The sequence below is a fragment of the Flavivirga aquimarina genome (assembly GCF_030540835.1).
Classification (GTDB): Bacteria; Bacteroidota; Bacteroidia; order Flavobacteriales; family Flavobacteriaceae; genus Flavivirga; species Flavivirga aquimarina.
Map to the genome: position 1 here is coordinate 1 of NZ_JAUOEK010000142.1, position 18505 is coordinate 18505.

Consider the following 18505-nt stretch of genomic DNA (forward strand, 5'->3'; position numbering starts at 1 on the left):
AACGTCTTATTATGCCTTTTAAAAATATGTTCTCCCATTTTTCGAAAGTACACTTTTTCAAAGTGTTATGAAAAACTCTCCGTTTTTCAAACTTTTCAGCTAAACCCCGACGCAGAGCGTCGAGGAATTCTTTAGATTAACAATGTATTAACAGCAATTTGTTCTTTTTATTGTTCAAAGAAAAAAATATGTGTCCAATGTTTATGACATCTATAAATATAATCATTTATTTTGTTATTTACAATAAAAGTAAGCTGGTATTAGTTAATAAAGCAATTTTACATAATGTCGGATTATGAAATGAAATACATTTGTACTATAATGTTCTGCGTTATGTAACTTTGCTTTGGTAAAAAGCTTTTACTAGTATTAATTTTCTTTGATTTTTTTCTTCTTAAAAGTTTCTTTTAAATGTAATGGAATACTCTTTTTGCTGAAAGGTAGAAGGGGGGAGGCAAAATGTGTATGGAATGGGTTATATTAGTAAATATTATCTTAACTATTTATGGGTTATAATAAAAAGCCGATTGCAGTTATACTTGATAATGAAATTCAAGTACATAAACGAATTAAAATAATGCTATCTTATTTTAATTTTAATGAATTAATTAGGATTGAATCTTTTGAATATGAAGATGATGCTATTTTGTTTGTTATTGAAAATTATCATGATATATTTCTAATTATTCATGACACCTGTAGAACTGAAAGTAAAATAATAAAAGCTTGGAAAAAATCTAACCCCAAAATTAATGTAGCTTCTAACTTATATAAATTTGAACCACCACGAGATTTTTATAATTATATAATAGATTCATATATACCTCACGCAATTTGTATTTATCATTCTGCTTATACGTATTTAGATAATTTATTTAATGAATGGGCTAATAAGGATAAGAGAATGATTCCTTTAACTAAGCCAGCATCGGTAAGTGAATTTAACGAAGCATTTAATCAAGCTTTTGATGTTTGGAATAAAACCTTCAAAGGTATTAGTGAAGAAAATCGAATTCTGGCTCCGGTGTCAGAGGAATTAATAAGTATTTGTGGGTATAAGCCCGATTATTTAAATAATTTGACTTCTAGACAATTCGAAGAAGTGATAAATAGCATATTTAAAAATAATGGGTTTTATACTGAATTGACAGCAAAAACTCGGGATGGTGGTTATGATATTATGGCCTTAAGTAATGCTTCATTAAAAAATGAAATTACTATTATTGAGGTTAAGCATTTTGCTCCGAATCGATCAGTTGGTGTTGGTGTAATAAGAGAACTATATGGTGTGAAAAAACTTCTCAACGCAGATAAAGCGTTGTTAGTTACAAGTTCTTATGTTTCTGCATATGCAAAAAAAGAATTTCAAAGAACCATTCCTCTAGAACTTGACATAGTAGAACGCAAAAAAGTAATTGATTGGTGTACGAAATATTTTCATCACCTATTAGCCTAATTCAGGTTGAATGCATTTGTACTATATGTTCTCTCGTTATGTAACTTGAGCTTTGGATAAAAGCTCAAATCCTTTCTACTGTTTCTTGAAAAAATTTACTCCCAAAAGTTTCTTTTAAAAATGTAATGGAATACTCTTTTTGCTGAAAGGGCAGAGGAGTGGTGGCAAAATGTGTATGAAATGAGGCTGATTTACTTGGAAAATAATTAGCTTTAATTGATTCAATTTCAATTCATTTATTTTATATAATAGGATTATGAACAGTTAATTATTTATTCTATTTTTGAAGTAATATTCTTATATGCTTTAACGTACAATATTTTAGAAATTGGTATCACAAAGGAAAGAGAGCTTAAAGCCCACTAAACAGCAGTATAAAAAATGGTCTACACCAAGTAAAATGATATACCAGATGTATCATAAAAACTCTGTTACTTATCGAATAGCCATATTTGGATTAATTTTAGCAATCTTTGGAATTGCTATTAGATTGTATTTTGGTTTTTTTCCTAATAATGAAAGTGGAAATAAGATCACTACAATAATCGAAAATCCAGAGAAAAAAATATCGGATTCGGTCGTTGAAGAATCGGTGAAAAACAATCAATTTCTAGATTATAAAACGTTGCCAGTCAAAACTATGTCAGGGCTTAAAATACCTGAACCAATAGATAGTTATTCAGTTGGAGAAAAGCATGACGAAGAACAATTTTCGATGGAAAATAGGTTAGAATCCAAAACAGTTAAGACGATAGTCAATAATTCGATTAGAGAAAAACACTATAAAGAACAAGCACAAATTGAATCTATATCGAATAATTCCAAACCTGTTGTTTTACTGGTAAAAAAACCTACGATAATGATCGTTCCTAGTGATGTTTGGTGTACCAAAAATGGTTATGTGAAGGTTATCGACAATCAAGGGGTAAAAACAATAATGCCAGACTATCGAAAAGCTTTTAAAGAAGACCCTAACTTACTATTAGTAATAAGCTCCTTAAATGGTCTAATGGCTGACAGAGGGTTTCCCTTAAAAGATTTGGAAACAGTATTAAAGGGCTTAGATATTTCCAATAAGAAAAATGAAGCTTTTGTTTCAAGGAAAACGGGTGCTTCTTTAAACGAATCCCCAATAGATCGAATAGTAAAAAGAGCTAAAGCTGATATTGTGATACAATTAACTTGGATGGTAAATAAAATGGGGCCAAAAACCTCAATTATTTGTAATTTACAAGGCTTGGATTCTTATACCTATAAACAAATAGCAACAGCTACTATGGCAGGAGCGCCTTCTTTTACCGCAGATTTACCGGCTCTAATTAAAGAAGCAATGTTAGGAAGTATGGAAAGTTTAACGTCTACTTTACAAGAACATTTTAATGATATGTTTAGAAATGGACGGGAGGTTACTTTGCAGATTTTGACCTGGGATGATTGGCATGGAGATTTGGAAGAGCTTTCTTTTGAAATTGAAGATTGGTTGAACTTAAATACAGTTGAAGGACGTTTTTCGACTACGGATGTAACGGATACTTATGGGCTTTTCGAACAGATTAGGATACCATTATTCGATACAAACGGAAGATCTTTAGATGCTAGAATTTTTTTTAGAGGACTTAGTAAAAAACTTAGTGCTCCTCCTTATAATGAATCTAACAAAATGCATACTGAAGGATTGGGTAAAGTGACTATTATATTAGGAAATAAATAAATCTCACCAAGGTAAAAGATGTCATTCTGGCGATATTTTTCATCTGGAAGAGAAAATGGGAAATGACATCTAAAAAAGATTTAGATGACTGTTTAGACCAAATAAAAAATTTCAATAAACCAATGAAAATAACCATTACAAACAAAAATTGTCTTTCTATAGAAGAATTACCAAGCTATATTTATTTGATTGATTTAATCCTTAAAGAGGAAATCGAAAACTTGAGTTACTATGCTATAGCTAATAAAATTTCGAAAATAATTGAAGAAGAAGAAAAATTCTATATTAACTATAGGACAATTGTAAGAGCTTTCAATTTGCGAGAAAATTTAAAATTTAGAAAGATAGTAGCTGTAGACTATAAGATTCCATCTAGAAAGATTCTTAATTTACTAACAAGCTATTATTTTGAAAAAAGTATTAAAGATTTTATAAAGTTTTCTCAAGATTACAAAAATGAAATACTGCTCCATTACAATGACAATAAACCTTCAGATGAAACCCTAAAATTAATTTTTAACATTATTGAACTTCCAATAAGAAATACAAATAAAACTAAAATATTTATCAGCTATTCACATAAAGATAAAAAGTGGTTAGATTTAGTCCTAAGAGATATTAAAGTACTTCAATTAGAAAATAAATCAATTGAAGTATGGGATGATACTAAGATTTTGCCTGGCAAAAAATGGGAAAAAGAAATAGAACATGCGTTGGAAAGTGCTAAAATCTCAATATTACTGATTTCATCGAACTTCTTGGCTTCAGATTTTATAATGAATAGTGAACTACCAAAATTATTACTTAATGCTGAAAAACATGGAACCAAAGTCCTACCGATTATTCTTGGATATTGTAGATTCAATAGGAATAAAGATTTATGTAAATTTCAAGCTCTTAATGATCCAGGTATGCCTTTAAGCATATTGTCAGATTCTGAGGTTGATAAGACATTAGTAGAGATGACTGATACAATCGAAGAGTTTTTAAATAATTAATTTTTATAAATCATGAATAGTTCAATAAGTCAATGATAAAAGAAAAAGCTTAGTACACAATTGAAGTTATAAATTTTAATATCACTCAAACTTCCCCGTCCCATAATTAACCCGTTTCTTAAAATCAATCACTTCATCCTTTAATTTCTTATTAGCATTATCTATAAGTTCGTTCTGCACTTTCATAATACGTAAAAGATCATGAATGGCGTTTAAGTTCTCTAATTGTGTATAAACTATCTGTTCTAGTTGTGCTTTTGTATATCTCGTTCTTGGCATTATTCTTGTTTTAGGATTAAGTATTCCGATTATCAGAACAAATACACCTAAATATGGATAAAATACAAAATGAAAGTTTAAAAAATCGGAATAAATTATCTTATTATGTAAATTTATGTTCTTAAAATCAGACAATAATGACCGAATTAGGGCTATTCTTATCAAGAAAATCTGTTAATCGTTCCGATGTTTCAAGAAAAACAGGAATTAGTAAAACAAGACTTAGTGAATTGGCAAATAATGAACGAACTAAGCTTAGAGTAGATGAATTGTACCTAATTGCTTTAGCTATAGATGTGGATCCTTGCGACATATTCAAAGAGATTTGTAAAGACCTTAGATTAAAAGAAGATAACTAATGTCTTCTTTAATTCTAAATTTCCTAAAATCGGAACTCAAAACTTTTGACCTAGAATTAACTAAAAAAATCAATGGGAGGGAAGGAGTAGATTTTTTAATCGGAAACAATCAAATTTATTTACAATCCATTGATTTAGATACAGCACAACGTAGCATTAAAATATCTAAGCAAGAATTAGGACAATTAAGAGATAATCTATTTATCGCTTTAATTTTGATAATAGATAAACAACCTAAGGTTTCTTTTTTAATACCTTCAAAAGACTTATCACAGCCAGATAGTAATATCTTTAAAGAGAACGAAGTCAGTCTAATGCCAAGTTTATCAAATTGGGAGATTAAAATATTTTCCAAAGGCTTAAGTCAATTTGAAATATATACTATTCCTAATCAAATAGAAAAGCTAAACTAAAGTTTTGAAAGCAAAAAAATCCCCCTACGAAGGAGGAGGAAAATTTGTAATACCCAGTTCTAGCCTAAATAACCTAATAGAATGTACATAGATTTTATGTTTAGGCATATAAATTATTTTAAAACTACATTTAGGATTTACAGCTAAGAATAAATAATTGCGATTACGATTAAACTTTAGCCTGAAATAGAAAAGATAACGAACTTGCATAATAAAAATATTTAAAGTTAAAACCTTAGCACTTTACCAAGGAAAGCCGTTCACTTTGTTTTGAATGAGTCAAATGCAAGGGGTAAAGCGGTTTACGGTGCGTTGGATTGAGTGTTGGCTAAATAGCTTTACTTCATTTTACCCTTGCATTTCACGAACCGAAAAACATAACTTTGGTGCGACTTGTATGCGTATCAAAACTCAATATTTAACGAAATGTTCAATAGAAGCAGGATGTTAAAACGACCTCATACTAATTTTGGCTAAAACAATAGGTGAGTGGAGCGTCCATATTTTAGGGGTCTAGTAATATATAACCTTAAGAGTTCTAATTTTAAATGCTTCTAAAAGCAGTCTTAAAAAGTTAGCCTGTTTCCTAAAATATAGCGTAACGAGCCGTACATTGTTTCCAAAATTATATGCAGTCTTGAATTTTTTGTTTCTTTTTTTATCAAGAAAAAAAGAAAAAGTACTTTAGCTAAAAACCAATAATATGAAGCAACTTCTTTTTCCTGTATTTATTATTGTTTCCTTTTGTTCGTATTCGCAAACCTTTGTTAATGATATTGATAAGGTAGCCATAGTTGTAATTGACTACTGCGTAGATGAGAATGGCAAACGTTATGATATAAAAATAAACCAAGAAAAAAGCACATATAAGCATGAAGGATGGAGAGAAGGCTGTATAGAACATTTTAAAAAGGGTAAGTTAATTTACCCAATGAAGATGATAAATGAATGCTGGCAATCTGTTTACTACTTTGTAAATTCAAAATATAAAAAGCACCAACTATCAAAAGAAGATCGTTCAAAATGTAAAATGTTTCATCGAGGCAAGTTTAAATATGAAAGCCCAGCGTATAGTGAAACTATAATGAAACGAAGAAAGAATAGACAAATAGAAAAAGGTGGTTTAGGTGGGCGACAGGTTTATAAGATTAAATGGATTGATGATCACAAATACGATTTAGAAACTATAAAAATGCCTTTAGAAAAAGATAAGCACAAAGAAGGCAACTATATATCTGTTGAAATAATAGAAGTTCTGGACGATAGAACGTATTTATATAAAGCTCAAATTACAAATAAGGAAGATACGGATGTTGTATTTGGTTTGATCACTAAATTATGATTCTATTTGACATAATGTTAGAAACACCAAACAAAAGAAGTTTAATCGGAGCTATACATATAACAAGTGTATAGAAATTTTAAAGTGTGGATTTGAGCTAGGGAAAATTTTATACTCTTGTGGCAACTTAACGAAAAGCTCGTGAAAAAAATATAACGAGAATATCCTCGCCAACGTAAAGCTCAAAACGGATCTAAAAGCTAGCTTTTTTTTGGCGTTGGCAAGCGATGGATAATTGTGTTTAAAAAAATTATTGCGATAGCATAATTATTTTTAAAAAGCAATCGAGCGCTTGGCAGCGGCAATTTTACATAATGGCTAATTATAGCTACAAATGTGTAAACGTGAAGCTTCTTGAGAATCGCTTATTTAAAAAATGTTGAACGATTGTACAGAATATTAAAATTATACGAGAAGCCAAACACGAATGTTTAATGATCCAAGCACTAAACACCAAATAGAAACGTGAACACTCTGGGATATTTTATATAATATTGAATTATAGCTATCTAATGCTATGAAATACATTTGTACTATAATTAATATTATGTAAAATAGAATTGTAAACAAACTTAAAAATATAATATCATTCAAAATCCACATGCCTACTTTAAATAAGTATCCATAAAATATTTTTTAAAAGCTCTTCCTAATGGCAAAGACGTATTGGTTAAGTGAATTATATTACCTGAAACTTTAATTAAATGCTGGATATTAATTAAATACGATTTATGAACCTGACAAAAATAATTGTTATCTAATTTTTCTAACCATTGTTTTAAAGAATCATTACTTATATAAGTCTTTTCCAATGTAGTAACCTCTGTATAATAAGAATCAGATTTAATATAAATAACCTCAGACGTTAATAGTCTAATATGTTCATAACCAGATTTTAAAATTATAGTTTCAGATCCTTCTGGGGTTTCATTAATATTTAATTTCAGCTTAGAAATGGCTTGTAAAAACCGTTCATAAGAAATTGGTTTTAATAAATAATCGACAACATTAAAGGCATAACTTTCTAAAGCATACTCAGAAAATGCTGTAGTAAGAATAACTTTGGGATGATTTGGGACAGATTTTAAAAAATCTATCCCAGACATTTTTGGCAAATGAATATCTAAGAAAATTATATCTACAGGCTCCATATCCATAAAATATTTGGCTTTTATGGCATCAGGAAACGTTCCTTTAAGAGACAATATCTCTACTTCAGAAATATATTTTTGTAATATACGTTGCGCTGGCGGTTGATCTTCTATAATGATACAATTTAGCATGTTTCAATAGGTTTTAACTGTAAAATTAATTCAACATTAAAAATATTATTAGAATCTGTAATTTTTAAATCATGAGCATTAGGGTATAATAAATGTAAACGCTTTTTAACATTAATTAAACCAATACCTTTTGATAAATTGTTTGTATTTGCAATTGGAGAAAATCCATTTTTGCATGTAAAGAGCAACTCCCCTACTTCAGAAACATCTATATTAATATGGATTACAATATTTTCAGATTGACTAGCTGTACTATGTTTAAAAGCATTCTCAATAAATACCATTAATATTAGAGGTGCTATAGTAAAATGCGGTCTTTTAACTCCAGAATTAAATTGTATGTCTCCACGATGTTCTATTTGTAATTTATAAAGCGCTGTAAAGTTTTTTAAATGCATAATTTCTTTAGAAAGAGACACATAATCCTCTTTACAATCATAAAGCATATAGCGTAGAACAGAAGCAAGTTCTAAAATTATGGATGGTGTTTTAGGAGATTTTTCAATAGCATAAGCATACAGATTATTTAAATTATTAAATAAAAAGTGCGGATTTATTTGAGACTTTAAAAATTGGAGTTCACTTTCTTGAACTAAAGTTTTCAATGTTTCAATTTCGCTTTGTTTCTTATTATAGTCCCAAGCAAACTTAAACCCAACAAAAACAACAATTGTAGGAAGCGTTTCTATAAGTGTAAATAATATTCCTGGAAAATAAACTCCTCTTGTATCTGGAAAATATATTTTTTCTAATACAAATTCATCTATCAAAATAACAATAGAAATTAATAAAGCTAAAGCAACAAAAAATAAAGTAAACCTCTTTTTAGAATATATTTTTGGTAATAATACATAGTTAATAAGCATAGCAGCTACCATATAATTACAAAAAAAAGACAGTTCATAAGGGATGATCTTTTCAGTACCTGGTTCGTTGTAAAGAGAAACACCTTGATTATAAGAATAAAATAAAAATAAAGAAATAGAAACTATAATTTGAAAAATAATTTCTTCATAATTCTTTTTAAAAAAAAACACGGCTTTTAGTATCATTTTAAGCGTAGATGAAAGTCAAAAATATAATATTCTTTTAGTTATTTATAAAGATTCTAGATATTAAAATTGTCACTTGACGTTCATAGTATTATATATGTCGTTTACAGATTTATTCTTTCAAAAACTACTTAAATTTTTCATTTTTGCACATTATTTTTATTCAGTCTAAATAAAATGAAATATTTTTTCATATCTATTCTTGTAGTTTGTTGTATGTCGTTAGAGGCACAAACAAGGACAGGAGAATTACAAGGAACCATTATTGACAAAATGGGGCGACCTCTTCCAGGAATATCAGTTCTTATAGATGGTACAAAAAAGGGAGCAGCAACTAATTTTGACGGTATATATAATTTAAAGAGCATTGTATCGGGTAATTATACCCTTATCGTTTCTGGAATAGGCTTTAAAACAGAGAAGTTATCTATACGTATAAATCCGGATGAGATTACAAATAGAGATATTATTTTAATTGAAGATAGGTCGGAACTTAGTGAAGTTGTCATAAAAGGAAAAACAAAAGCCGCAAAAATTGAAGAAAAAGGATTTAGTGTAACTGCCATAGAAACTCAGAAGCTTAAATCTCAAAACCTTGGTTTAAATAGCATTTTAACTAGAACTACAGGTATAAATGTTAGAACATCTGGAGGAGTTGGTTCAGATTATAACTATTCTTTAAATGGCATGTCGGGCAATGCCATACGTTTTTTTATTGATGGTATTCCAATGGATTATTTTGGTTCATCATATTCTATCAACAATTTGCCAGTATCACTTATTGACCGTATTGATATATATAAAGGAGTTGTACCGGTTAGCTTAGGATCTGATGCCTTAGGCGGTGCCATTAATCTCGTAACAAATCAAAAAATATCGAATTTTTTAGAAGCTTCGTATTCTTTTGGTTCTTTTAATACCCACAAGATAGCTTTACACGGACAATGGCAGCTTAAATCTGGCCTAACTACTAAGTTATCCACATTTTATACCTACTCAGACAATAATTACAAAGTTTGGGGCAAAGGTGTTCATTATGCTGATGAATCTACAGGTTTTAAGGCTGTAGAATTTACCAGAGATAATCCAGCTGAAAGATTCAATGACGATTTTCAAACGACTAGTGCTAAGCTTGATATAGGGTTTACTCAAAAAAAATGGGCAGATCAATTTTTCCTTACCCTGTTGGCATCAGATACTAAAAAAGGCATCCAAACGGCACAAACCATGGCACGTGTTTTCGGTAAAGTAAGAAACAACGAGCAAGTAATTATGCCTAGTATAAGTTATAAGAAAACGAATTTAATAACTAAAGGGTTGGATGTAAATGCTTTTGCAGGTTATACATATACAGAAGGTGTCTTAATTGATACTTCACACGTTCAATATGATTGGAGAGGAATGGAAATAGGTGTTAGAGAATCTGGTGGAGAGATGGGATATGATGGTAAATCTGAATATACCCAGAAAAACCAATCACAAATTTACAGATTAAATACAACGTATCAACTGCCTTCAGATTTTAAATTAGGGTTCAACTACCTTTATTCAACTACTAGAATTACAGGTGAAGACCCATTTACTCCAGAATATAGAATACCTTATTTAGAACCACAAAATATAAGGTCACAATTTGCAGGTTTATCACTAGAAACAGTAAAATTTAATAATAAACTACGTGCTAATGCTTTCGTTAAATACTACGGTTACAATGCGAGTATCAATGATTTAGAATACACAGATGAGTGGGAAATTATTGAATATAAAAACAAATTAAACAATTGGGGAGGTGGATTTGCTGCATCTTATAGATTTTCACCAGAGTTATTAATTAAAACTTCTTTGGAGCAAGCCACTAGAATGCCAAGTCCTACAGAAGCTCTTGGAGATGGAGTTACTGTTAATAATAACCCTTTTATTAATCCGGAACAAAGTTTTAATGTCAATTTAGGAACCATTTTAGGAAGGTATAAATTAGGTTCCTCTCGCCATGGAATCAAAATTGCTGTAAATACTTTTTATAGAGATGTTACAGATAAATTACTATTTACCGTAATTGATGGCCAAGGTAATGGTGAATTTAGAAATATTGATAGGATATCAGGAACAGGAATAGAACTAGATTTTATTTATGATTTTGATTACAATTTCAAATTTAAGCTAAACGGAACATACCAAGACCTAAGAAACAATCTCGAATTTGACGAAGATGGAAGAGAGAATATTGTTTATAGAGATAGAATGAGAAATGAGCCATACTTTATGGCTAATGCAGGGTTAGATTATAATGTGTCAGATTATATACAAAAGAATTCTAAAATTTTCGCCTACCTACAATCTAGTTATACACACGAATTTTTTCTACGATGGCCAAGTCTTGGAAGTGAAGAAAATAAGAGCATAGTACCTTCCCAATTAGTATTCGATGCAGGAATAGGCTACACCTTCCCTTCTAAGAAATTCATTTTGGCAGTAGATATATTTAACATGTTTAATGAGCAAGTTTATGACAACTATTTACTTCAAAAACCTGGTAGAGCAATTTTCTTAAAAATAAATTATAAAATAACACAACAATAATTAAATAGAATAATGAAAAATAGAGAATTACAAAATAAAATGGACATTAAATTTAAGATCATGAAAACAAATAAATTATTAAAAAGAGCGCTTAACTGTTTCTTTTTAGCTTTATCTATAACCTTTGTAGCTTGTAGTGGCGATGAACCAACGTGCGAATCATCTATCTGGTATGCCGATACAGATAATGATGGATTAGGAGACCCAAATTCGACATTAAGTACTTGTGAACAACCTGAGGGATATGTTTCCAACTCGGATGATGACAGTGATGCTCTTGGGCCATTAAATTCTAAATTTACAGTTGGAGCAGCTGTAGATGGTGAGGGGTATTTCGTTACAACCGATAATATTTCGTCAGGTACTATTTCTATAGTTGGAAACGGTTATGAAGGATGGGCAAACCTATCTGTTAGTGTAGAAGGGTTTTTATATAACCTTAATGGAGATGAAGGTACATTAGATAAATATGAATTTACAGATAGTGGGCTTGTAAAAAGAGATGCTATTTCAACCACAGCACTACTTCCAGGAAGTTTCTTTCGTTATATTCAAGATACAGGTAGTGGAGATTTATTTTTATCAAATTTCCCAAATGAAGATGGCGATGCCCCTTATGCAATTATAGACCTTGAAACATTTACAGTCGAAGGCCATGGGTTAGTTAATATACCTGATGTAAATGGTAAAGATGCGCTTTGGGTAAATGGACTTGTAAAAGATAACGAAATCTATTTTGGTTCTGTATATGGTGATTGGGCAACTTGGACTCAAATTGAAGATTCTTTAATTACAGTTAAGTTCGATTATCCATCATTAACGAATCCAGAGATACTAGTTTCTACAGCATCTACAGGACAAACAGCTGGTTATAGGAATAACGGTACATTTAAAACAGAAAATGGAGATATTTACCAATATAACCTTACGAGTTCGCATTGGTATGGTCATGATGAATTGGTAGGAAAACCAACTGTTTTTACAAGAATTAAAGATGGGGATTATGATGATTATGTATTAGACGTTTCTGCTAGTTTTTCTGAACCAATCGCTATTTGGAATGCTTGGTATGCTGGTAATGACATAGTATATGCAAGTGTTGTAAAAGAAGCTGATATTACAGTATGGGGTGATTTAAAAATAAATACAAATACATTGGTAGAAGTTAATCTTGCAACAAAAACAGTAACAGAATTAAATATACCTAAAGCATCTTATGTAGACATATTTAATTTAAATTGTGTAGAAAATGGTAAGTTCTATTTACCCGTAAGTATTAGTGGTGGTGAAGCCAATATTTATCAAATTGATATTAATGGTGGTGCAAATGGTTTCCAAAAAGGAGCTGTTCTTGATGGAAGTAATGTATTTGTAAATTCATTACATAGAAACTTCTAAAAGTCTAGTACTTTTATTGAATTAATGTCTTAGCGTTTTTATCAAACGCTAAGACATTTTTAATATAAAACCAGTTTTAAGAATATACTTTAAGTATTTAAGTAAACTTTATAAATAGGGCTTTTCAACATGAAAAAAAAGGCAAAAAATTATATTAGAAAAGTGCATCTTTGGTTTGGGATGATTTCCGGTGTCATCGTTTTTATAATTGCTCTAACAGGTGCTATTTATGTGTTTTCAGAAGATATTAAACATGTTATTTATAAAGATAGACGAAATATAGAAATACCTCTAAATACCAAAAAATTACCAATAAGTAAATTACTTAAAGTTGCCGAAGGTGCATTTGATAATGAATATTCCTTTCAAAACATTGTAATTCCAAATTTTCCAGACAAAACAATCAGTTTCATTTTTCAAAAAACAGATGAAAACAAGTTTTGGTATAAGAATTACATGGAATTTAATAAAACAGTTTATATAAACCCTTACACAGGCGAAATTGTAAAGATAGAAAACACCAAATGGGAGTTTTTTAATGTTGTTTTCTGGATTCATATGACTTTGTTTCTTGGGTATAACACAGTAAGTAGTGCGATTATAGAAATTTCTATGTGGATTTTTGTATTTATGTTGATTAGTGGATTAATTTTATGGTGGCCTAAAAAAAATCAACGTAAAATTAGCTTTTCTTTCAAATGGAAGACAAATACACGGTGGAAGCGAAAAAACTACGATTTACATAAAATTCTTGGATTTTATGTCTTGTTATTGGCATTAATATCAGCTTTAACAGGGTTAATGTGGGCATCTGGGAGTTTTAATAAAACCGTGAAATGGGTTGCTAACGGAGGTAAAACCATTGCAAGAACTGAGATTCCTAAACCAAAAATTCATGAATCATCTCTGTCCCTTTTAGATGATATTCTTACTAATACACTTGCAGAAATTCCCGAATCTAAATATATTTTAATTCGAAAACATCCCAAAAATGACATCCCTTATATTGTAAGATCTTATGTTAGTGAAACCATTAATTATAAACGAATTGAAATGTATTATGATAGAAATTCGGCTGAGTTATTAAGTAAACACTATTTTTCTGATAAAAATAATGGCGATAAAATTCAAGCATTAAATTACGACATCCATGTAGGAACTATTGGGGGTTGGCCAACAAAAATTTTGAATTTTTTAATGAGTTTAATAGTCGCCTCTTTACCAATAACAGGTTTTTTAATTTGGCGGGGACGACATAAAAAACATAAAAACGTTAACAATTTATTATAAGTAACCTCTTTTCGTTTAAAAAGTTTACCCTTATATTTGTATGCCCTTAAATTGTTAGAGCTATGAAACCCAAACCTAAATCGAAGTCAGAGAAAACTCGATTTCAGTTATTACATCAATATTATAACTATACTGGATTTTACAGTTTTGTTGGTAATGCCGTTAAAAAAGCGTTGCCATATATTATTATTGTTGTAGCAGGTATTTATATAGTTAATAAATATTTCAGTATTAATGATGCTCTAATACATTTAACAGAAACACTTCCAGCTTATGGTGTATTAGCATTCTTTTTTGCTTCAGAAACTTTATTAGGAATTATTCCTCCAGAAATATTTATAGCTTGGTCTGGTAAAATGCCTAGTCCATGGTTTTATTTATCATTTTTAGCCGTGCTTTCTTATGTTGGTGGTTTAATATCCTATTGGTTAGGAGTTGCCATTACCAAGATACCAAGGATCCATAATTATATGCAATTAAAAATGGAAACCCAGTTAAAAAACTCGAAAAAATGGGGCGGTTTTTTAATTATAGTTGGAGCACTTCTTCCACTTCCATTCTCAATATCCTGCATAGCAGCTGGTATAATTAGATTTCCATTTAAAAATGTTATTTTATATGGATCGTTGCGATTGGTACGTTTTTTTATCTATGGTCTTATTATTTTTAATGCGTTATAAATAAGCGGTGTTTATTGAAGGTTATTCTCTTATTCTGCCTTATTTTTGTATGAAAACCTGATATATGTTTTCATTTCCTATGATATTCAGAATTGTAGCTTTTTTAGAAGGAATATCCTATATTTTACTATTATTTATAGCAACACCCATAAAATACCTGATGCACGATCCGCAATATGTTAAACTATTAGGAATGCCTCATGGTTTATTATTTGTGGCCTATGTGGCTTTGGCTTTTATGCTAAAAAAGGACTTCAATTGGAATACAAAACAATTTGCTACTGTGCTTATAGCATCAATTATTCCGTTTGGCACTTTTTATATTGATAGAAAATATTTAAAACAAACAAAGTGATGGAAACACAATTTAAGCATTTAATATATGATCGTTTAATAGCGTTAAATGTACCCGAAACTACTGCCGAATACATAAATATGTTCGGACTTCTTTTGGCACTATTAATCATTGTTTTTATCATAGACTTTATTACCAGAAAATTATTAGTAAAGGCCTTTAATAAATTCACTTCGGTGTCAAAAACCAATTTTGATGATTTATTGGTAGCCAATAAGACACCCAGAAATATAGCGCATATCATTCCGCTGTTAATCGCTATGAAATTTACACCTGTTGTTTTTGGAGATTTTCCGAATTTTGATGGTGTTTTTGAAAAAGGATTACAAGTCTTCGCTATTGTTTTAACGCTTTGGATTGTACGGAGCTTGTTAAATACAGTAAAAGATTATTTAAAAACACTGCCTAGATTAAAAGATAAGCCTATAGACAGTTATATACAGGTATTCATGATTTTTGCATGGGTAGCTGGTTTTATGTCAGCAATAGCCATTATTACAGGTACTTCCCTCCTGTCTTTTTTAACAGCTTTAGGAGCCGCATCTGCAGTTATTATTTTAGTTTTTAAAGATACTATTCTTGGTTTTGTAGCCAGTATCCAAGTATCAATAAACGATATGGTACGTATTGGCGACTGGATTACTTTTGAAAAATATGGTGCCGATGGTGATGTGATTGAAATTAATTTAGCAACGGTTAAAGTTCAAAACTTCGACAAAACAATTACTACCATTCCTACCTATGCCCTTATATCAGATTCTTTTAAAAATTGGAGAGGTATGACTAGTTCGGAAGGCAGACGTATTAAAAGAGCTTTATTTATTAAACAAGAAGGTGTTAAATATTTGAATGAGAATGAAGTGAATAAACTTAAAGATATTCAATTGATTACGTTATATTTAGAGAGCCGACAAGAAGATATAAATTCATATAATAGTTCTAATACTATTAATAAAGAATTACTACTAAACGGTAGGAATCTCACTAATATCGGAGTCTTTCGAAAGTATATTGATGTGTATCTAAAACAGCATTCTGCAATCAATAAAGATATGATGATTATGGCACGTCAGTTAGCACCGACTACACAAGGTATTCCTATGGAAATCTATGCGTTTAGCAGTGATAAGCGCTGGGAAAATTATGAATATATTATGTCCGACATATTCGATCATCTTATAGCAGCCCTTCCCTATTTCGATTTGGAAGTATTTGAGCTACCCAGTGGCTCCAGTTTCGAAGGAAAACATAGTTAATAATAATTTATTGGTTTACATCATCCACTCTTATCAGATATACTATAATTATATATATTTGTATTTCTCCCCAAAGTAAATATTTGTAATTCATAGTTATGAAATTTTTGTGCTTTATGTTTGTATTGTTTTTTCTATGTTTTCAATTAGAAGGGCAAAACGTAGATTTTGTTTTTAGTAAAGAATTTAACGATTTAATTGCATTAAAAGAAGGCAAATCCCCTTATGCCTTTGAAATATTATCTGAAGAACGTACTACTACCATTAAAAAACCTACCACGACTCGTATATCTAAGTTTTATAAACGAACTTTAGCATTTGCAGAAAAAGCTAAAAGCGATAGTACAAAAATTGCTCAGCTAAAAAAGGAATCAAAATTTACACCTGAAATTGCAAAAGAACTCAATGAGGCAGATGTGAACAGCAGATTAAAGATAGCTAGAAGGAGTTTAAAAACGACTAAGAAATATGATATAATACCTAGTGAAGTTATAATTAAAACTTCTAATGAATTAAAAATTCGAAGAAATATTTTTAAGCCACAGCATATTATAATTGGTGAATATAAAAGTCTAGGTTCATATTATGTAGCAAAAGGGATCAATGGTTATAGCGAAAGAAGCTTAATTTCTGTTGCCGACGCAAAAGAAAATAAATTAACAAAAGAACATTTTCTGTTTGATGATATTTTTGAAGTTATACAAAATATAGAAACAAATGTTATATATATGGTTTATCCTTCTTTTTTAGAAAAATACCCAATTAATAAAATAGCAAATCAAAAACAATATCAAGGTAAAATTGATCTGTCTGAAAAAGAATATATTAATCATATAGATAAAGAATTAGACTCTTTAATTTTAAACTATAAAAATATATTAAAATAGAGAATGCTAAAGAGCTGCTTTATTAAAAAAGCAAAAGACCTGTTAAGAAATAATACTTTACAGGTCTTTTTATATATGTTAGAGTAGTATATATTCTAAATATTAGCAGCCAACCAGTCTCCTACTTCTTTGGTTCCGTAAGCTTTTCCACCGTTAGCTAAATCTTCAGTTACAACACCTTCAGCAAGCGATTTGTTAACAACGTCTCTAATAGCAGCACCTTCTTCAGGTAAGTTAAATGCTGTTTCAAACATCATAGCAGCAGATAACACTGTTGCTAAAGGGTTTGCTATGTTTAATCCTGTTGCTTGCGGATACGAACCGTGAATAGGCTCAAACAAAGCGATATCACTTCCCATAGATGCAGAAGGCATCAGTCCCATCGATCCTGAAATAACAGAGGCTTCATCTGTTAAAATATCTCCAAATAAATTTTCGGTAATCAATACATCATAACTATTTGGCCATTGTACTAAACGCATGGCTACAGCATCAACAAATTCGTAAGACACCTCTACTTCTGGATAATCTTTCTCCATAGCTTGAACTGTTTCTCTCCATAAACGTGATGTTTCCAATACATTAGCTTTATCAACACAACATAGTTTTTTAGAACGAGTCATAGCTAATTCAAAACCTTTTTTAGCTAATCGTTGTACTTCTGCTCTGGTATATACACAGTTATCGTAAGCAGTTTCACCTTCATCCCTTCTACCCTTTTCTCCAAAGTAAATACCTCCGGTTAATTCGCGTAAAAACACTAAATCGGTACCTTCTATACGTTCTTTTTTCAAAGGAGACTTTTCTATTAATGAAGGAAATGTAAAAGTTGGTCTTACATTAGCGAACAGACCTAATTTTTTACGCATTTTTAATAATCCTTGCTCCGGACGCACCTTCGCAGAAGGATCGTTATCGAAACGTGGGTGACCAATAGCACCAAACAAAACCGCATCTGAAGCAGCACAAACATCATGTGTTTCATCCGGATAAGGTTCTCCAACGGCATCAATTGCCGCAGCACCTGTCAATGCTGGTTTCCAAGTTATTTCGTGTCCGAATTTTTTAGCAACAGCATCACTTACCTTTACAGCTTGATCTATTACTTCTGGTCCTATACCGTCTCCGGCTAAAAGCGCAATATTAAATTTCATTTATTTTATTGT

At 30.4% G+C, this 18505-nt stretch carries 17 protein-coding genes; 13 read left to right on the forward strand and 4 right to left on the reverse strand.

Annotated features, from left to right (window positions below):
• Positions 1–505: 505 nt before the first annotated feature.
• From Q4Q35_RS14675 to Q4Q35_RS14685, 3 genes are all read left to right on the forward strand, one after another.
• Entirely contained in the window at positions 506–1456 is a 951-nt protein-coding gene (locus Q4Q35_RS14675; RefSeq protein WP_303278749.1) for a restriction endonuclease, read from the forward strand.
• Positions 1457–1868: 412 nt separating this feature from the next.
• The gene (locus tag Q4Q35_RS14680) at positions 1869–3167 is read left to right on the forward strand and encodes a DUF6175 family protein (RefSeq protein WP_303278750.1); all 1299 of its coding nucleotides are present in this window, start codon (positions 1869–1871) and stop codon (positions 3165–3167) included.
• A 62-nt stretch (positions 3168–3229) separates the two neighbouring features.
• On the forward strand, positions 3230–4165 hold the full coding sequence (locus tag Q4Q35_RS14685) for a toll/interleukin-1 receptor domain-containing protein (protein ID WP_303278751.1): 936 nt from the start codon (positions 3230–3232) through the stop codon (positions 4163–4165).
• 81 nt (positions 4166–4246) lie between these two features.
• Here Q4Q35_RS14685 and Q4Q35_RS14690 read toward each other — a convergent pair whose 3' ends face one another.
• Complete coding sequence (locus Q4Q35_RS14690) at positions 4247–4444, reverse strand: hypothetical protein (protein WP_303278752.1); 198 nt, start codon at positions 4442–4444, stop codon at positions 4247–4249.
• Positions 4445–4581: 137 nt separating this feature from the next.
• Between Q4Q35_RS14690 and Q4Q35_RS14695 the strand changes: the two genes are divergently transcribed.
• The 3 genes from Q4Q35_RS14695 (at position 4582) to Q4Q35_RS14705 (ending at position 6558) form a co-directional block, all read left to right on the forward strand.
• Complete coding sequence (locus Q4Q35_RS14695) at positions 4582–4803, forward strand: helix-turn-helix domain-containing protein (RefSeq protein ID WP_303278753.1); 222 nt, start codon at positions 4582–4584, stop codon at positions 4801–4803.
• Positions 4803–5216: a hypothetical protein gene (locus tag Q4Q35_RS14700; protein WP_303278754.1), complete on the forward strand. Its 414-nt coding sequence runs from the start codon at positions 4803–4805 to the stop codon at positions 5214–5216. Before Q4Q35_RS14695 ends, Q4Q35_RS14700 begins: the two co-directional genes overlap by 1 nt.
• A 703-nt stretch (positions 5217–5919) precedes the next feature.
• Positions 5920–6558 (forward strand): hypothetical protein, encoded by a 639-nt coding sequence (locus Q4Q35_RS14705; protein WP_303278755.1) that lies wholly within the window; start codon positions 5920–5922, stop codon positions 6556–6558.
• A gap of 605 nt (positions 6559–7163) precedes the next feature.
• Here Q4Q35_RS14705 and Q4Q35_RS14710 read toward each other — a convergent pair.
• Positions 7164–7841: a LytR/AlgR family response regulator transcription factor gene (locus tag Q4Q35_RS14710; RefSeq protein WP_303278756.1), complete on the reverse strand. Its 678-nt coding sequence runs from the start codon at positions 7839–7841 to the stop codon at positions 7164–7166.
• A complete protein-coding gene (locus Q4Q35_RS14715; RefSeq protein ID WP_303278757.1) occupies positions 7835–8893 on the reverse strand; it encodes a sensor histidine kinase in 1059 nt (352 codons plus the stop codon). The genes Q4Q35_RS14710 and Q4Q35_RS14715 overlap by 7 nt, the downstream gene beginning before the upstream one ends.
• 177 nt (positions 8894–9070) lie before the next feature.
• On the opposite strand from Q4Q35_RS14715, the gene Q4Q35_RS14720 reads away from it, so the two are divergent.
• From Q4Q35_RS14720 to Q4Q35_RS14750, 7 genes are all read left to right on the forward strand, one after another.
• A complete protein-coding gene (locus Q4Q35_RS14720; protein ID WP_303278758.1) occupies positions 9071–11473 on the forward strand; it encodes a TonB-dependent receptor in 2403 nt (800 codons plus the stop codon).
• 60 nt (positions 11474–11533) lie between these two features.
• The gene (locus Q4Q35_RS14725) at positions 11534–12871 is read left to right on the forward strand and encodes a DUF4374 domain-containing protein (RefSeq protein WP_303278759.1); all 1338 of its coding nucleotides are present in this window, start codon (positions 11534–11536) and stop codon (positions 12869–12871) included.
• A 129-nt stretch (positions 12872–13000) separates the two neighbouring features.
• Positions 13001–14161: a PepSY-associated TM helix domain-containing protein gene (locus Q4Q35_RS14730; RefSeq protein ID WP_303278760.1), complete on the forward strand. Its 1161-nt coding sequence runs from the start codon at positions 13001–13003 to the stop codon at positions 14159–14161.
• A gap of 62 nt (positions 14162–14223) precedes the next feature.
• A complete protein-coding gene (locus Q4Q35_RS14735; protein WP_303278761.1) occupies positions 14224–14841 on the forward strand; it encodes a YqaA family protein in 618 nt (205 codons plus the stop codon).
• A 64-nt stretch (positions 14842–14905) separates the two neighbouring features.
• Positions 14906–15196, forward strand: a complete 291-nt coding sequence (locus Q4Q35_RS14740) for a DUF3817 domain-containing protein (RefSeq protein WP_303278762.1) — start codon at positions 14906–14908, stop codon at positions 15194–15196.
• Positions 15196–16452 carry a mechanosensitive ion channel family protein gene (locus tag Q4Q35_RS14745; protein ID WP_303278763.1) on the forward strand — a complete coding sequence of 419 codons (1257 nt, stop codon included), beginning with the start codon at positions 15196–15198 and terminating at the stop codon, positions 16450–16452. Before Q4Q35_RS14740 ends, Q4Q35_RS14745 begins: the two co-directional genes overlap by 1 nt.
• 116 nt (positions 16453–16568) lie before the next feature.
• Entirely contained in the window at positions 16569–17339 is a 771-nt protein-coding gene (locus Q4Q35_RS14750) for a hypothetical protein (protein WP_303278765.1), read from the forward strand.
• A gap of 95 nt (positions 17340–17434) precedes the next feature.
• On the opposite strand, the gene leuB is transcribed toward Q4Q35_RS14750, so the two are convergent.
• Positions 17435–18493 carry a 3-isopropylmalate dehydrogenase gene (gene leuB, locus Q4Q35_RS14755; RefSeq protein WP_303278766.1) on the reverse strand — a complete coding sequence of 353 codons (1059 nt, stop codon included), beginning with the start codon at positions 18491–18493 and terminating at the stop codon, positions 17435–17437.
• Positions 18494–18505 lie beyond the last annotated feature (12 nt).

What these genes read in the sequence shown, in the direction of transcription:
- Q4Q35_RS14730 (WP_303278760.1), top strand. Translation starts at nt 13,001, where the DNA reads ATGAAAAAAAAGGCAAAAAATTATATTAGAAAAGTGCATCTTTGGTTT.
- Q4Q35_RS14695 (WP_303278753.1), top strand. Translation starts at nt 4,582, where the DNA reads ATGACCGAATTAGGGCTATTCTTATCAAGAAAATCTGTTAATCGTTCC.
- Q4Q35_RS14750 (WP_303278765.1), top strand. Translation starts at nt 16,569, where the DNA reads ATGTTTGTATTGTTTTTTCTATGTTTTCAATTAGAAGGGCAAAACGTA.
- Q4Q35_RS14705 (WP_303278755.1), top strand. Translation starts at nt 5,920, where the DNA reads ATGAAGCAACTTCTTTTTCCTGTATTTATTATTGTTTCCTTTTGTTCG.
- Q4Q35_RS14710 (WP_303278756.1), bottom strand. Translation starts at nt 7,841, where the DNA reads ATGCTAAATTGTATCATTATAGAAGATCAACCGCCAGCGCAACGTATA.
- Q4Q35_RS14740 (WP_303278762.1), top strand. Translation starts at nt 14,906, where the DNA reads ATGTTTTCATTTCCTATGATATTCAGAATTGTAGCTTTTTTAGAAGGA.
- Q4Q35_RS14735 (WP_303278761.1), top strand. Translation starts at nt 14,224, where the DNA reads ATGAAACCCAAACCTAAATCGAAGTCAGAGAAAACTCGATTTCAGTTA.
- Q4Q35_RS14680 (WP_303278750.1), top strand. Translation starts at nt 1,869, where the DNA reads ATGTATCATAAAAACTCTGTTACTTATCGAATAGCCATATTTGGATTA.
- Q4Q35_RS14675 (WP_303278749.1), top strand. Translation starts at nt 506, where the DNA reads ATGGGTTATAATAAAAAGCCGATTGCAGTTATACTTGATAATGAAATT.
- Q4Q35_RS14715 (WP_303278757.1), bottom strand. Translation starts at nt 8,893, where the DNA reads ATGATACTAAAAGCCGTGTTTTTTTTTAAAAAGAATTATGAAGAAATT.
- leuB (WP_303278766.1), bottom strand. Translation starts at nt 18,493, where the DNA reads ATGAAATTTAATATTGCGCTTTTAGCCGGAGACGGTATAGGACCAGAA.
- Q4Q35_RS14700 (WP_303278754.1), top strand. Translation starts at nt 4,803, where the DNA reads ATGTCTTCTTTAATTCTAAATTTCCTAAAATCGGAACTCAAAACTTTT.
- Q4Q35_RS14720 (WP_303278758.1), top strand. Translation starts at nt 9,071, where the DNA reads ATGAAATATTTTTTCATATCTATTCTTGTAGTTTGTTGTATGTCGTTA.
- Q4Q35_RS14725 (WP_303278759.1), top strand. Translation starts at nt 11,534, where the DNA reads ATGAAAACAAATAAATTATTAAAAAGAGCGCTTAACTGTTTCTTTTTA.
- Q4Q35_RS14745 (WP_303278763.1), top strand. Translation starts at nt 15,196, where the DNA reads ATGGAAACACAATTTAAGCATTTAATATATGATCGTTTAATAGCGTTA.
- Q4Q35_RS14690 (WP_303278752.1), bottom strand. Translation starts at nt 4,444, where the DNA reads ATGCCAAGAACGAGATATACAAAAGCACAACTAGAACAGATAGTTTAT.
- Q4Q35_RS14685 (WP_303278751.1), top strand. Translation starts at nt 3,230, where the DNA reads ATGACATCTAAAAAAGATTTAGATGACTGTTTAGACCAAATAAAAAAT.